Source organism: uncultured Erythrobacter sp., from assembly GCF_947492365.1.
GTDB lineage: Bacteria > Pseudomonadota > Alphaproteobacteria > Sphingomonadales > Sphingomonadaceae > Erythrobacter.
Map to the genome: position 1 here is coordinate 93,708 of NZ_CANLMB010000002.1, position 13,691 is coordinate 107,398.

Genomic DNA, 13,691 nt, shown 5'->3' on the forward strand with positions numbered 1-13,691 from the left:
GAGATGTCCTAACGGGCACGCCTTATGTCTGACGAAAAGCGCGACTACAGAGACACGGTCTTCCTGCCCAAGACCGATTTTCCCATGAAAGCCGGCCTTCCCGCGAAGGAACCGGGCATTGAGGCGCGCTGGCGCGAGATTGATCTGTATCGCAAATTGCGCGAGGCGCGCGCCGGGCGTGAGAAGTTCATCCTCCACGATGGCCCGCCCTACGCCAATGGCGACATGCATATCGGCCATGCGCTCAACCATATCTTGAAAGACATGGTGTGCCGCACCCAAAACCTGCTCGGCAAAGACGCGCCTTATGTGCCCGGCTGGGACTGCCACGGCCTTCCGATCGAATGGAAGGTCGAGGAGAAATACCGCAAGAAGAAGCTCGACAAGAACGAGGTTCCGGCCAAGGAATTCCGCGCCGAATGCCGCGCCTATGCGCAGCACTGGGTCGACACCCAGCGCGAGCAGCTCAAGCGGCTGGGCATTTTGGGCGACTGGGACAATCCCTATCTCACGATGGATTTTCAGGCCGAGGGCACGATTGTCGCGGAACTGATGAAGTTCGTGGAAGCGGGCAATCTCTATCGCGGATCGAAGCCGATCATGTGGTCGCCGGTCGAGGAAACCGCTTTGGCCGAGGCCGAGGTTGAATATGAAGACCTGACGGACTCGCCGCAGATCGACGTGGCGTTTGAGATCACCGAGAGCGCGGTTCCTGAATTGGTCGGCGCGCATGCGGTGATCTGGACGACGACCCCTTGGACGATCCCGGTCAATCAGGCTTTGGCCTATGGGGCGGATGTTGAATATGCGCACTTCACTTTGATCGCTGACATTTGCGGCGGGCAAGAAGGCAAGAATGGCGGCGAGATCGCCGGAATGGTGAAAGAAGCTTCGAACCGCCTGCACGACGCCGAGCTTCCGTTCGACTGCAAACGGGTCGTGATCGCCAAAGACCTTGTGTCAGCGTTCCTGACGCGCCTGAATGCACTGGCTGCTAGAGTCGACGTAAGTGACCTCGGCGCTGACAAGGCTGAGTTTCGAATCACTGGTGAGCAAATGGGCCAAGGTCGCTCAGCTCCATTCGAACGCATTGTCGAGACAGTCAAAGGCTCCGACCTAGCCGGCACCAAAGCCCGCCACCCGATGCACCATCTCGGCGGATTCTACGCGACTCCGCGCCCCTTCCTCGAAGGTGATTTCGTCACCACCGAGAGCGGCACCGGCCTCGTCCATATGTCGCCCGATCATGGCGAGGACGATTTCGACCTGTGCAAATCGGCAGGTATCAATCCCGTCTTCGCGGTGATGGATGACGGGCGTTACCGCGATGACTGGCTGTGGCTCGGTGCCGACGACATGGGTGAAGACGGCAAACAACGCCGTCGCTCGGTCATCAACAAGCCCTTCAACGCGCCCGACGGGCCGATCTGTTCAGACCTGCGCAAAGCGGGCGCTTTGCTCTCGGCCTCCGCCGATTACGAGCATTCCTACCCGCACTCATGGCGCTCCAAAGCCAAGGTCATCTATCGCTGCACTCCGCAATGGTTCGTACCGATGGACACCGAGCTAGACGGTGGCGGATCACTCCGCAGCCGCGCCATGTCCGAGATCGAGCGCGTGCGCTTTGTCCCAGAGAAGGGCCGCAACCGCATCGGATCAATGGTCGAAGGGCGCCCCGACTGGGTGCTCAGCCGCCAGCGGGCATGGGGTGTGCCGATCACGCTCTTCGTCCGCCCCGACGGCACCTATCTCCAAGACGCCGCCGTAAACGCCCGCATCGTCGAGGCAGTCATGGCCGAAGGCGTCGATGCATGGGAAGAGGCGCGCAAAGCGGAATTCCTCGGCCCCGATCACAACCCCGACGACTACGAGATGGTCACCGACATTCTCGACGTCTGGTTCGATAGCGGCTGCACCCACTCCTTCGTCCTTGAAAGCGGACGCTGGCCGGACCTGCAATGGCCCGCCAACCTCTATCTCGAAGGCAGCGACCAGCATCGCGGCTGGTTCCAGTCCTCGCTGCTGCAAAGCTCCGCCACGCGCGGGCGCGCGCCCTATGACGAAGTGCTGACCCACGGCTTCACCATGGATGCCAAGGGGCGCAAACAGTCCAAATCGCTCGGCAACACCACCGATCCGGTCAAGATGATGGAGCAGACCGGCGCGGATATCATCCGCCTGTGGGCGCTTAGCGTGGACTTCACCGAAGACCACCGGATCGGCGATGAAATCATCAAGGGTGTGGGCGACCAGTATCGCCGCCTGCGCAACACGTTCCGCTATCTGCTCGGCGCGCTCGACGGGTTTATCGGCGATATGAGCGATGGCGGTAAGATTCCTGAGCTTGAACTCTATGTCCTCTCACTGCTGAGCGAGCTGGATGGCAAGCTGCGGCAGGCGGTGAACGATTACGACTTCAACACCTACACGCGCCTGCTGGTCGATTTCTGCAACGAGGATCTCTCTGCGTTCTTCTTCGATATCCGCAAGGACGTGCTCTATTGCGACGGGGCGGATAGCACCGCCCGCAACGCCTATCGCACCGTGCTCGACCTGCTGTTCCACGCGCTGGTCCGCTACGCCGCGCCGGTGCTGGTCTTTACCGCCGAAGAAGTGTGGAAGACCCGCTATCCCGAAGACGATGAGCCTGACGAAAACGGAGATGTCGGCAGCGTCCACTTGCTCGAATGGCCGAGCGTGCCCGCTGTGCCTGCCGACCGCACCAAGTGGGAAGCTTTGCGCGCGCTGCGTGAGCGCGTCACCGAAGCGATCGAGCCGCTGCGCCGCGACAAGGTGATCCGCTCCAGCAACGAAGCGGTTGTTACCGTGCCTGCAAGCGCAGTGCCTGAGGGCGTAACCGACGAACAACTCGCCGAATTGTTCATCACCGGGACAGTGACGCGTGGGCAAGGCGACGAGGTGACCGTCACCAAGTCCTCCGATGCCAAATGCGGCCGCTGCTGGCGCCTGCTTCCCGACGTGGCCGAAGACGGCGAACTGTGCGGGCGCTGCGACAGCGTTGTCAGCGAGATAGATGCAGCATGAGCGATCTTTTCACCCGTAACCGCCTGATCGGACTTGGCTTTGCCGCTTTTCTGTTCGCCATCGATCAGTGGGTGAAGTCCTATATTGTCGGCCCGCTCAATTTGCGAGCTGTGCGCAATATCGAACTGCTACCCTTCTTCGACCTCTCCTATGTCGAGAATCGCGGCATATCACTCGGCATGCTGCAAGCGACCAATATGGAGATGCGCTGGCTGCTGGTGGGCCTCACTGCGTTGATTGCTCTTGTCGTCCTGATCTGGATGATGCGTGAGAAGTTGCTGGGAGATATCCTCGGCCTATCGATGATACTCGGCGGCGCGCTTGGCAATATCGTCGACCGCTACTCATTTGGCTACGTCATCGACTATGCCGATTTCCATATCGGGACTTTCCGTCCCTTCCTCGTTTTCAACATTGCCGATGCTGCTATCACCATCGGTGTCGTCATCATCCTTGCGCGTAGCTTCTTCGTGCGCGACAAGGGCGATGACACAGACACGGATGGCCAGAATGACGATAGCGCCGTCCCTGCGGAGAATTGAATATGCGTAACCTCAAATCCGTCATCCTGCTCGCCTCCGGCTGTGCCATGCTAGCCGCTTGCGGTGGTAGCGGTATCTTCAACCGCGACCGTCCGGATGAGTTTGCGGTGCAACGTCAGGCTCCGCTGGTGGTTCCGCCCGACTTCACGCTGACCCCGCCCGCACCAGGTGCGCCGCGTCCGGCAGAAGGCACCGCGTCTGAGCAGGCGCTGGAAGCTCTGTTTGGCGGTCCGGCCCCGCGCAGCGAGATTGAAACCAGCGCGCTTGATCGTGCAGGCAGCGCGGCTCCGGGCATTCGCTCGCAAATCGGCGATCCGGGCACCAACACTGTCGCCAAGGGTCGCGTAACGCGCGACATCATCGCCGCGCCTGAGGGTGACGGACCAAACGCGCAGACGTTGATTCCTTCTTGATTTGTGTGCGCCCCTCCGGGCGCACTCCTCGGCGCTGTTCCTCCGCTGCGCTACGGGCACCTGCGGACGCGCAGTCGCGCTTGTGGTCGCTACGCGACCGTATGCAACGCCAGACGGGGGCTAGTCTTCGGCTGGCTCTTCTTCGAGCTTTCGGACGAGAATCTTGTCGATCCGGCGATTGTCCATGTCCGCGATCATGAATTCCCAGCCTTGATCGGTGAAGCTCTCGCCTTCGAGCGGGAGCTTTTTCATGACTGACAGCGCATAACCCGCCGCTGTGCCGAATTCGCGGTCCTCGCCATATTCGAGGCCCAGCCTGTCCGCGAGACCGTCTGCCGAGAGCGCGCCTGACACCAGCAGGCTTCCGTCGCTGCAATCGATAATCTGAGGCGAATCGCCCTGATCCTGATCGCTGGCGAAATTGCCCGCGATGGCCGTGAGCAAGTCGACCGGAGTGACGACCCCTTCGAAGTGGCCATATTCGTCATGCACCACCGCCATCGCGATATCGGCCGATTGCAGCACGCGCAGAGCGTCCATTGCGTCAAGCTGGTCTGGTACGACCTCGGCCTTGCGCATCATCGCGCGGATCGAAACCGCCTCGCCCGCGACCAATGCAGCAAGCACTTCGCGCACTTTGACGATGCCGAGAATTGCATCGGGAGAACCTTCGGCCACCGGCAAAAGCGAGTGGGGACTGCCCTCGATCGCGGCTTTGATCTGCGCCTCGTCTGCATCGGCGTCGATCCAATCGAGTTCGGTGCGCGGGGTCATCATCTCGCGCACCGGCCGCTCTGCCAGACGGACAACGCCGGTCAGGATCTGATGCTGGTCATGCTCGATCACACCCGACCGGGTCGCATCGGCGAAGATCATCTGTAATTCCTGCGCGGTAAGCGAGGCCTGACCCTTCTGACGGATGCCGAACAGTGCAATGATAAGTGCGGAAGATTTGTCGAGTACCCAGACGAGCGGCGCAGCAACGCGCGCCAGCACGTCCATCGGACGAGCCATCACCAGCGAGATCGGCACCGCTGTTCGCAAAGCAAGCTGCTTGGGCACAAGTTCGCCAATAACCAGGCTGAAATACGTGGTGAGCGCGATAACCACGGCAAAACCCGCCTCATCTGCAACCTCGATTGGCACTCCCAACAAGACCAAACGTTCACCAACCGGCCCACCAAGGCTAGCTCCCGAATAGGCGCCGGCAATGATGCCGATCAGAGTGATCCCGATCTGGACCGTAGAGAGAAATTTGCCGGGCTCCGCCGCAAGCCGCAGTGCGATCTTCGCTGCCTTGGAACCGCTTTCGCGGTGCGCCTTGAGCGAACTGGTCTTGGCCGAAACAATCGCAAGCTCGGACATGGCGAAGACGCCATTGAGCACGATCAGGCAGGCTATGATAAAAAGGTCGGGCCAGGGAAAAGGTGTCACGCCCAACGCGCTAGCACAATTGGCGCCGCTTGCCAGCTATCGTGCTTTGGGTTTTGCTACGCGGCTCTGCTACGTTACACAAAGTTACCGATCATTCATCGCGCCGCAAATGGCCATGGTTCAGGGGGGTTCGGAACCCAAGCCGATTTTGTCGCTTGGTAAGATGTGAAAAAATTCCAATCGGAGGAAACAATAATGAAAACATCACGCATTCTTCTCTCGGGTACCGCTGCTCTCGCCATGCTTGGCACCAGCGCCTGCGTCACCGACCCCAATACCGGCGAACGCAAGGTATCGCGCACGGCAATCGGTGCGGGACTTGGCGGTACGCTTGGCTATCTGCTCGGCGGCGCGATCGGCGGTAACACCGCACGCATTATCGGCGCAGGGATCGGCGGTTCAGCTGGCGCAGTCGTCGGCAAGCAATTTGATGACCAGATCCGCGAGCTTGACGAAGAGCTCGAGGGAACTGGCGTTGATGTCGAGGAAGTGGGCGATCAGGACGCGATCCTTGTGCGCCTGCCTGACGGAGTGACATTTGCGCGCGGATCAGCCGACATCAATCCCGGCTTCTACGAATCGCTCAATTCTGTTGCCGACAGCCTGATCCGCTATCCCAACAGCCTGATCGACGTCTACGGCTTTACCGATACAACCGGCTCGGACGCTCTCAATCAGCGTCTGTCAGAGCAGCGGGCGCGGTCCGTTGCTGACTATCTCGCGGCGCGCGGTGTAGCGCGGGCGCGTCTCGAAACGCGTGGCTATGGCGAAAGCTATGACTACCTGCGGGTCAAGACCGCCGACGGTGTGGACGAGCCGCTGAACCGCCGGGTCGAAATCAAGATTATTCCGATCAGTCAGGACGACGTAAACGCTGCGCGCGCTCAATAACGGGAATTTGAGACCTGAAATGGAGAGGGCGGTCCCTTGCGGGCCGCCCTTTTCATTTGTTGAGCTTGAGCCGCTCCGCCCGCTCTGCCAGCCGGGCCACCGCGGCGCCGTGAATTTGCGGAGAGGTCACCAGCACGCCGAAATCGCGCGGATCGTGCTTGTTGTAAGCGAGCGGATTGCCGAAGGCGTCGGAGACTTCTGCGCCAGCCTCGCGCGCTATCAGCGTGGCGGCGGCGATATCCCATTCAAAGCCCCAACGCAGAGTCGCAACAAGGTCTGCTCGATTATCGGCCACCATCGCGATTCGCAGCGCGATCGAGTTGGGTTTTTCTACCACGACGAGGTCCGAATCAGCGTCGGGCAGCTGGTCAACCGGCACCCTCGCTCCTGAAAATTCTTGGCGCGAACTGGCGGCCAGCTTGCGGTCATTGAGCGTCGAGCCTTTTCCCGCAACCGAGAACCACTCTTCGTCGCGCGCTGGCGCTGAAAGCATGCCGATCAAGGGTCGCCCGCCGCTGATGAGTGCGACCGAAACCGCCCAGCCTTTGCGCCCGCGCACAAAGTCGCGCGTTCCGTCGATAGGGTCGACCAGCCAGATCAGGTCGCTCTTGGTGCGCTCCTTGTCATCGGCGGTTTCTTCGGAAAGCCATGCGGCGGCGGGCAGCAAGCGGCCCAGCTCGCGCTTCAAGAACACGTCGACAGCAAGATCAGCCTCGCTAACGGGGTTGCCGGGCGTCTTGTCCCAGCTTTCCAGCGCGTGGCCATCACCCGGCCAACGCGCATGGGCAATTCGTCCGGCTTCGCGAACGATCTCTTGAAAGCGGTCCTGATCTATCATTTTTGTGCAATCCTGCGATGCATCCCCCTGTAGCGAGTTTCGACACTTTTCAAGTGCGCCGATCCGTGCTTAGGCCCGCTGCGAACACTTCTCCCCCTAGATTGCACGCACAAGGGATCACGCTGACATGAACGTCCACGAATATCAGGCCAAGGAACTGCTCAAAGAACACGGGATCGCTATCCCCGCCGGTCACGCCGCGCTGACCGTTGAGGAAGCGGTTGCCGGAGCAAAGAAGCTTCCCGGGCCGCTCTATGTTGTGAAAGCGCAGATCCATGCAGGCGGTCGCGGTAAGGGCAAGTTCAAGGAACTGCCCGAGGACGCCAAAGGCGGTGTTCGCCTCGCATTCTCGCTCGACGAAGTGGAAAGCCACGCCAAGGATATGCTCGGCAACACGCTGGTGACGATCCAGACCGGCGCGGAAGGCAAGCAGGTCAATCGCCTCTATGTCACGGACGGCGTCGATATCGAGAGCGAGTATTACCTCGCCATGCTGGTTGACCGCGCAACGGGACGCGTCGCCATGGTCGCATCGACCGAAGGCGGGATGGATATCGAGGACGTAGCGCATGAGACGCCCGAAAAGATCACCACGATCACGATTGATCCCGCGCAGGGCTTCATGCCGCATCACGGCCGCGCGGTTGCTTTCGCGCTGGGCCTGTCGGGTGACCTCAACAAGAAGTGCCAGAAACTCGCCAAGCAGCTTTATGGCGCCTTTACCGCAAGCGATTGCGACATGCTCGAAATCAATCCGCTGGTCGAAACCAAGCCTGATGCAGACGGAAATGCCGACCTGCTGGTGCTCGACACCAAGATGAGCTTTGATTCCAACGCGCTCTATCGCCACCCCGCGATTGAAGCCATGCGCGACGAGACCGAGGAAGACCCGGCGGAAGTCGAAGCATCCGAATACGACCTCGCTTACATCAAGCTCGACGGCAATATTGGCTGCATGGTCAATGGCGCGGGCCTTGCCATGGCGACGATGGACATCATCAAGCTGAACGGTGCGTTCCCGGCCAACTTCCTCGACGTAGGCGGCGGCGCGACCACTGAAAAGGTGACCGCAGCGTTCAAGATCATCCTCAAGGATCCTGCGGTCGAAGGCATCTTGGTCAACATCTTCGGCGGCATCATGAAGTGCGACATCATCGCGAACGGCGTGGTGCAGGCAGCGAAGGACGTGAACCTTCAGGTTCCGCTGGTCGTGCGCCTCGAAGGAACCAACGTCGAGGCGGGCAAGGAAATCCTTGCCAATTCCGGCCTCGCGATTGTTCCTGCCGATGACTTGGGCGACGCTGCGAAGAAGATCGTCGCCGAGGTGAAGAAGGCCGCTTAGCGCGTCGGAAGTGGTTCTGGACGCAACGGCTGGTCGTTCTCATTCATGAATGTCAGCCAGTTGCCCCAGATCACATGTGATCGCTGGTCGTTTAGTGCAATCTGGCAGCCCACCACGTGGGCAGTTCCTGCAGTCCCTCCGTCTGACCAGTTCTCCAAAACGGCAGCGCATTCGCTTGATGCATAGGCTTCAAAGTCGATCTCGCTTTGCCTGATGGCTGAGGTAATTGCAGGATATTCTGAATAGCGTTCCAGCGCCGCTGCCAAGTAGTCAGCTCTCCGTGCCGCTGATTGCTCGAATCGCTCTTCTGCGCATTCATTGACAGTTTGATCGTCTGTGCAAATGCTCGTGCTCGGGTAGTGCGACTGCATCTTGGCGAACTCAAAAAGCAGCTCACTTCCCGAGCTCATCCTTACGGCTGCGACCAGCCCTTTGCCCGGAGCTTCGGGGTCAGCGCAGCGCAGTGTCAGCGCGTGGAAATACGCGGCGCACTGTTCAATCGCGACCAGGCGGAAGGTGAGCATGCCGTCCTTTTCTTCCCAGCCCGTAAGGTCAGCGTTGAAGTGCTTGAGCCGCAGGACGAGCGTGCCGTCCTCTTCCATCAGATAGAGGTGCTCGGTGAACTGGATTTCGCCTTCAGCGGTTTGCTGAACGAACGTGCCAACCATTGTCGGCCCGGTTGGCGGAAGCCAGCTTTCCATCGCGGGAGCGCCGCCAATTCCCTCGCCTGACCACTGGCCGACCAACCAGTCCATCTGTTCGAGCGTCGCCGGGGGCGATTCGAATCCTTCCGCGCCAAGCACAGTCTCGGACCGCTCTTCCAGCGCCATTGCCGGTGCACAAAGCCCGTAAACGCTCATCACCAGAACTGCATACAAAGCGGATCGCTGCATCATCACTCTCCCTTGTACTAAAGATGATGGACGAGACCGCCCGATCTTGGCAAGGCAACGCTTGGAATATGGATAGGAAGCGGTCGGCCGAACTTGACGTTTACGTAAACGCTAGTTAGGTGGGCCGCCATGAGTTACGACAGGAAGGAAGCCGCATGAAAATCCTCGTCCCCGTCAAGCGGGTGATCGACTACAACGTCAAGCCGCGCGTCAAAGCCGACGGCACCGGCGTCGATCTTGCCAATGTCAAAATGAGCATGAACCCGTTTGACGAGATTGCGGTCGAAGAAGCGATCCGTATCAAGGAAGCGGGCAAAGCCGAAGAGATCATCGCCGTCTCGGTCGGCCCGGCAAAGGCGCAGGAAACCCTGCGCACCGCACTCGCCATGGGCGCCGACCGCGCGATCCTTGTCGAAAGTGACGAAGAGGTCGAGCCGCTGGCCGTAGCCAAGATCCTCAAGGCGATTGCCGATGAGGAACAGCCCGGTCTCGTCCTGCTCGGCAAGCAGTCGATCAGCGACGATAGCAACCAGACCGGCCAGATGCTCGCTGCTCTGATGGGCCGTCCGCAAGGCACCTTTGCCAATACGGTCGAAGTTGATGGCGATGCGATCATCGTCAAGCGCGAGATTGATGGCGGTCTTGAAACGGTCAAGCTTACCATACCGGCCATCGTCACCACTGACCTGCGCCTTAACGAGCCGCGCTACGCTTCGCTGCCCAACATCATGAAGGCGAAGAAGAAGCCGCTCGACACAAAGACGCCTGCGGATTTCGGTGTCGATATCGCCCCGCGCCTCACCACCACCAATGTTAGCGAGCCGCCGGTTCGTCAGGCCGGTGAAAAGGTCGAGGATGTCGCCGCGCTCGTCGCCAAGATCAAGGATCTGGGGATCGCGTAAGCGGCCCGGCAGGATAAGGAACAACTCACATGAACACTCTGGTTCTGGTCGAACACGACAACAACACACTCGGCGATGCAACTCTTGCGGTGGTCACTGCTGCGGGCAAGCTGGGTGACGTCACGGCGCTGGTCGTGGGTCACAATTGCGGCGCGGTTGCGGACGCCGCCGCCAAGATCGCAGGCGTCTCCAAAGTGCTGAAAGCGGACGATGCCGCTTATGCCGAAGGTCTCGCTGAAAACGTCGCACCGCTGGTTGCTGGCCTGATGGACAGCCACGATGCGCTGCTCGCACCGGCGACCACTTCGGGCAAGAACATCGCGCCGCGCGTTGCTGCGCTGCTCGACGTAATGCAGATTTCCGACATTCTCTCGGTAGAGGGTCCCAAGACCTTCACCCGTCCGATCTATGCCGGCAATGCCATTGCGACGGTCGAATCTTCCGATCCCAAGCTCGTAATCACCGTACGCGGCACCGCATTTGAAAAGGCGGCGACTGAAGGCGGCTCGGCAGCAATCGAAGACGCAAGCGGTCCGGGCGATGCGGGCCTCTCCAGCTTCGTCAGCCGCGAAGTCGCCGATGGCGGCGACCGCCCCGAACTGACCGCTGCAAAGATCATCGTTTCGGGTGGCCGCGCGCTGAAAGACGCAGAGACATTCGAGCAATATATCAACCCGCTCGCTGACAAGCTCGGCGCAGCAATCGGCGCATCGCGCGCTGCGGTTGATGCAGGCTATGTGCCGAACGACTATCAGGTCGGTCAGACCGGCAAGATTGTTGCACCGGAAGTCTATATCGCAATCGGCATCTCCGGCGCGATCCAGCACCTTGCGGGCATGAAAGACTCCAAAGTCATCATCGCGATCAACAAGGACGAGGATGCGCCGATCTTCCAGGTCGCCGATATCGGCCTAGTCGCGGACCTCTTCAACGCCGTTCCGGAACTGACCGGGGCGCTGTAGCACCCTTTCGAAAAACTCAAGCTTGTCAAAGACCTCCGCCGCGCTAACCTGCGCAGCGGAGGTTTTTTGATGCGCAGAACAATTTACCCCGCCTTGCTCGCCGCTGCTTTAGTCGCAGCTCCGGCAGCAGCAGATGAAGGCGATTACCCCAACGACCTTGCGGCAAACGATGATGCAATCGTGCTTCAGCCAATCTCGCCGTGGAACATTGATTTTGGGGAAAATCGCTGCAGGCTCACACGGGTCTTTGGCTCGGCTGAGGACCAGCATCTGCTCTATTTTGAGCAAGCCGCGCCGGGTAGCAACTTCGGCATGACCCTTGCCGGTTCGCAAGTCCGGCCGTTCACCAATGCCCGGCGCCTCTACATCGGAATGGAGCGCGATGAAACGATGCGGCTGCGTGAACGGTTCGCGCGCGGCGACGTCGCCGGGGTTGGCCCTGCCGTGATCCTGACCAGCATTGGAATCAGCAGCGGGGGGCCAGAAGATACACCACAAGACGCACTCCGATCTGCCGGAATCGATCTTGCCGAAGCGGAAACTGCCGACCGAATTGTGCTCCAACGGTCAGGCAGAGTGCTGTCGTTCGAAACCGGCAATATGATGCCACCGTTCCAGGCGCTTAACACATGCACCAAGGATTTGCTCCGCGATTGGGGCCTCGATCCGGAGCAACACGCCGCCTATTATCCTCCTCGTTGGAGCAATCAGCGCACGCTCGCTCGGCGATTGCAGCAGCAATATCCAAGCGATGCTCTACGCGCAGGAGAGCAAGGGATCTTCCGCCTAAGGGTCATCGTGGAAGCCGACGGCACAGTGTCCGACTGCCATTTGGAGGAGTCGACCGAGATGGACCGGCTTGAATCGCCAGCCTGCCGTGAAATGCGCCGCGCACGCTTCGAACCAGCGAGAGATGTCGAGGGCAATCCAATGCGGTCATTCTACGCCACCACCATCAGCTATTCGCTAGGCGGTTAGAGAACTGACTGTGTATTTCAGAAGCAAAAATCTTATGAACCGAATTTCAATCCTAGCTATTCTTGGCATCGCTGGATTGGCTGCGAGCTCGCCTGCGCCTGCCCACGCCGAAGACGGTCTGACCCTCGAACCCTCCTCCGACTGGCGCTTGCGCGAATATGAAGACCGTTGCCGCGTCAGCCGCAGCTTTGGCGAGGGCGAGGATCGCACGACGCTCTGGATCGAGCAGGGCGGGCAGGAGCCGAACTACAATGTCACTCTGATCGGCAGACCTCTGCGCCACCCTTATGGTGGGGGCGTCCACATTCAGTTCGGCGAGCAGCCAGAGGCTATTCGCAGCTATATCTCGGCTGAATCGAGCAGAGGTAGACCGGTTCTGATGATGTACGGCGTAATGCTCGCGCCGTTAGACCCTGAACTGGAGCGTGGCGAAGATATCGCACCGACCGATCTCGCATTTGACCATGAGCTGGCCGAATCGATCGAAACGCTCCGCATGCGCACGTCGATCGTTGAACCATTAAGGCTGGAATTGGGGCCAATGGGCGAGCCGTTGGCTTTCCTCAATCAATGCGGCTTGAAGATTTCGGCGCTTTTGTCCGAGGCAGGCCGCGCCTTGACGGGTGAGGCAACCCCGCCGATCCCAATTGAATCTGCGCGGGACTGGATTAGGGATGGCGACTACCCGAACTATCTTATCGCCGCGCAGATGCAGGGGAGGCTTACCGTCCGCCTGACCGTTAACGCCGCGGGTCGGCCCAGCTCGTGCTTTGTAACGCAATCAAATAAGCCGCAATTGTTCGACGACGCCGTCTGCCTCAATCTGATGAAGCGAGCCGAGTTCGAACCGGCACGCAATGCGGCGGGCGAGCCGGTGGCGTCCTACTACTTCACCAATGTGACCTTCAGGATGCGCTGATCCGCTTAGCCGTCGGGGTGCGCGGGGAGTTGCGCGATCTCCTGGCGCAACGCATGCGCTCCGCCTCGCTTGCCCGGAATTTTCGCGCGCATGCCGGAGCGTGTCGAGGCTAGCCGCGCTGCACTTTGTGTGGCCTCCTCGATCCTCCCAGAAATTAGCGCCGATGCGCAGAGCGAACATTCCTTTTGCGCGGTGTGTGACCGGTCCTGCGCCACCACTTGCGACAACAGTCGAAACAGCCGGAACCGCTCCTCCTCGAAGCGTGCCTTGCTCATGCTGGCCTCAAGCATCGAGTAATAGAGTTCATCGCGCGGGGCCCTCTCCGAACCGCTTTGGCGCCAAAGCGAGCGGCCGGTGAGGACGTTCCCGCCTGAACCGATCTCCAATGTGCAGGCGGTCGTCGCGGTTACCAGTGCACCGTTGATGACCGCCTGCCCGCCTTGGGACAGGTTGATCCTCTGTGGTTCAGGGGCATGATCGCGCGCTTTCATGGCAATGGGTATAGCGCATGATGCACCCAGAAAGCCCCTTG

The 13,691-nt window shown here is 60.1% G+C and carries 13 protein-coding genes; 9 read left to right on the plus strand and 4 right to left on the minus strand.

Translation table 11 applies throughout. The features are described 5' to 3' along the window. Positions 1-24 precede the first annotated feature (24 nt). From Q0887_RS11720 to Q0887_RS11730, 3 genes are read left to right on the plus strand one after another with little or no spacing between them, the layout of a single operon-like run. On the plus strand, positions 25-3,045 hold the full coding sequence (locus Q0887_RS11720; RefSeq protein WP_299195585.1) for an isoleucine--tRNA ligase: 3,021 nt from the start codon (positions 25-27) through the stop codon (positions 3,043-3,045). Next, positions 3,042-3,587, plus strand: coding sequence for a signal peptidase II (lspA, locus tag Q0887_RS11725; RefSeq protein WP_299195588.1), 546 nt, complete (start codon positions 3,042-3,044; stop codon positions 3,585-3,587). Before Q0887_RS11720 ends, lspA begins: the two co-directional genes overlap by 4 nt. A 2-nt stretch (positions 3,588-3,589) precedes the next feature. Continuing rightward, on the plus strand, positions 3,590-4,000 hold the full coding sequence (locus Q0887_RS11730; RefSeq protein ID WP_299195590.1) for a DUF3035 domain-containing protein: 411 nt from the start codon (positions 3,590-3,592) through the stop codon (positions 3,998-4,000). A gap of 120 nt (positions 4,001-4,120) precedes the next feature. On the opposite strand, the gene Q0887_RS11735 is transcribed toward Q0887_RS11730, so the two are convergent. Then, positions 4,121-5,434: a hemolysin family protein gene (locus tag Q0887_RS11735; RefSeq protein ID WP_299195594.1), complete on the minus strand. Its 1,314-nt coding sequence runs from the start codon at positions 5,432-5,434 to the stop codon at positions 4,121-4,123. A gap of 195 nt (positions 5,435-5,629) precedes the next feature. Between Q0887_RS11735 and Q0887_RS11740 the strand changes: the two genes are divergently transcribed. Continuing rightward, positions 5,630-6,325, plus strand: a complete 696-nt coding sequence (locus tag Q0887_RS11740; RefSeq protein ID WP_299195597.1) for an OmpA family protein — start codon at positions 5,630-5,632, stop codon at positions 6,323-6,325. Positions 6,326-6,377: 52 nt separating this feature from the next. Here the strand turns inward: Q0887_RS11740 and Q0887_RS11745 are convergent, their stop codons facing one another. Beyond that, positions 6,378-7,163, minus strand: a complete 786-nt coding sequence (locus tag Q0887_RS11745; protein WP_299195600.1) for a 3'(2'),5'-bisphosphate nucleotidase CysQ — start codon at positions 7,161-7,163, stop codon at positions 6,378-6,380. A gap of 127 nt (positions 7,164-7,290) precedes the next feature. Between Q0887_RS11745 and sucC the strand changes: the two genes are divergently transcribed. Further along, positions 7,291-8,505, plus strand: coding sequence for an ADP-forming succinate--CoA ligase subunit beta (gene sucC, locus Q0887_RS11750; protein WP_299195603.1), 1,215 nt, complete (start codon positions 7,291-7,293; stop codon positions 8,503-8,505). Here sucC and Q0887_RS11755 read toward each other — a convergent pair. Then, on the minus strand, positions 8,502-9,401 hold the full coding sequence (locus Q0887_RS11755; RefSeq protein WP_299195606.1) for a DUF6265 family protein: 900 nt from the start codon (positions 9,399-9,401) through the stop codon (positions 8,502-8,504). The genes sucC and Q0887_RS11755 overlap by 4 nt on opposite strands. A gap of 152 nt (positions 9,402-9,553) precedes the next feature. Here Q0887_RS11755 and Q0887_RS11760 point away from each other — a divergent pair, with 152 nt between their 5' ends. The 4 genes from Q0887_RS11760 (at position 9,554) to Q0887_RS11775 (ending at position 13,159) form a co-directional block, all read left to right on the plus strand. After that, positions 9,554-10,300, plus strand: a complete 747-nt coding sequence (locus tag Q0887_RS11760; protein WP_299195609.1) for an electron transfer flavoprotein subunit beta/FixA family protein — start codon at positions 9,554-9,556, stop codon at positions 10,298-10,300. A gap of 29 nt (positions 10,301-10,329) precedes the next feature. Next, entirely contained in the window at positions 10,330-11,262 is a 933-nt protein-coding gene (locus Q0887_RS11765; RefSeq protein WP_299195611.1) for an electron transfer flavoprotein subunit alpha/FixB family protein, read from the plus strand. Between the two features lie 69 nt (positions 11,263-11,331). Beyond that, positions 11,332-12,240 carry an energy transducer TonB gene (locus tag Q0887_RS11770; protein WP_299195613.1) on the plus strand — a complete coding sequence of 303 codons (909 nt, stop codon included), beginning with the start codon at positions 11,332-11,334 and terminating at the stop codon, positions 12,238-12,240. 34 nt (positions 12,241-12,274) lie between these two features. After that, a complete protein-coding gene (locus tag Q0887_RS11775) occupies positions 12,275-13,159 on the plus strand; it encodes a TonB family protein (protein WP_299195615.1) in 885 nt (294 codons plus the stop codon). 5 nt (positions 13,160-13,164) lie between these two features. Here Q0887_RS11775 and Q0887_RS11780 read toward each other — a convergent pair whose 3' ends face one another. After that, complete coding sequence (locus tag Q0887_RS11780; protein ID WP_299195617.1) at positions 13,165-13,650, minus strand: flagellar biosynthesis repressor FlbT; 486 nt, start codon at positions 13,648-13,650, stop codon at positions 13,165-13,167. Positions 13,651-13,691 lie beyond the last annotated feature (41 nt).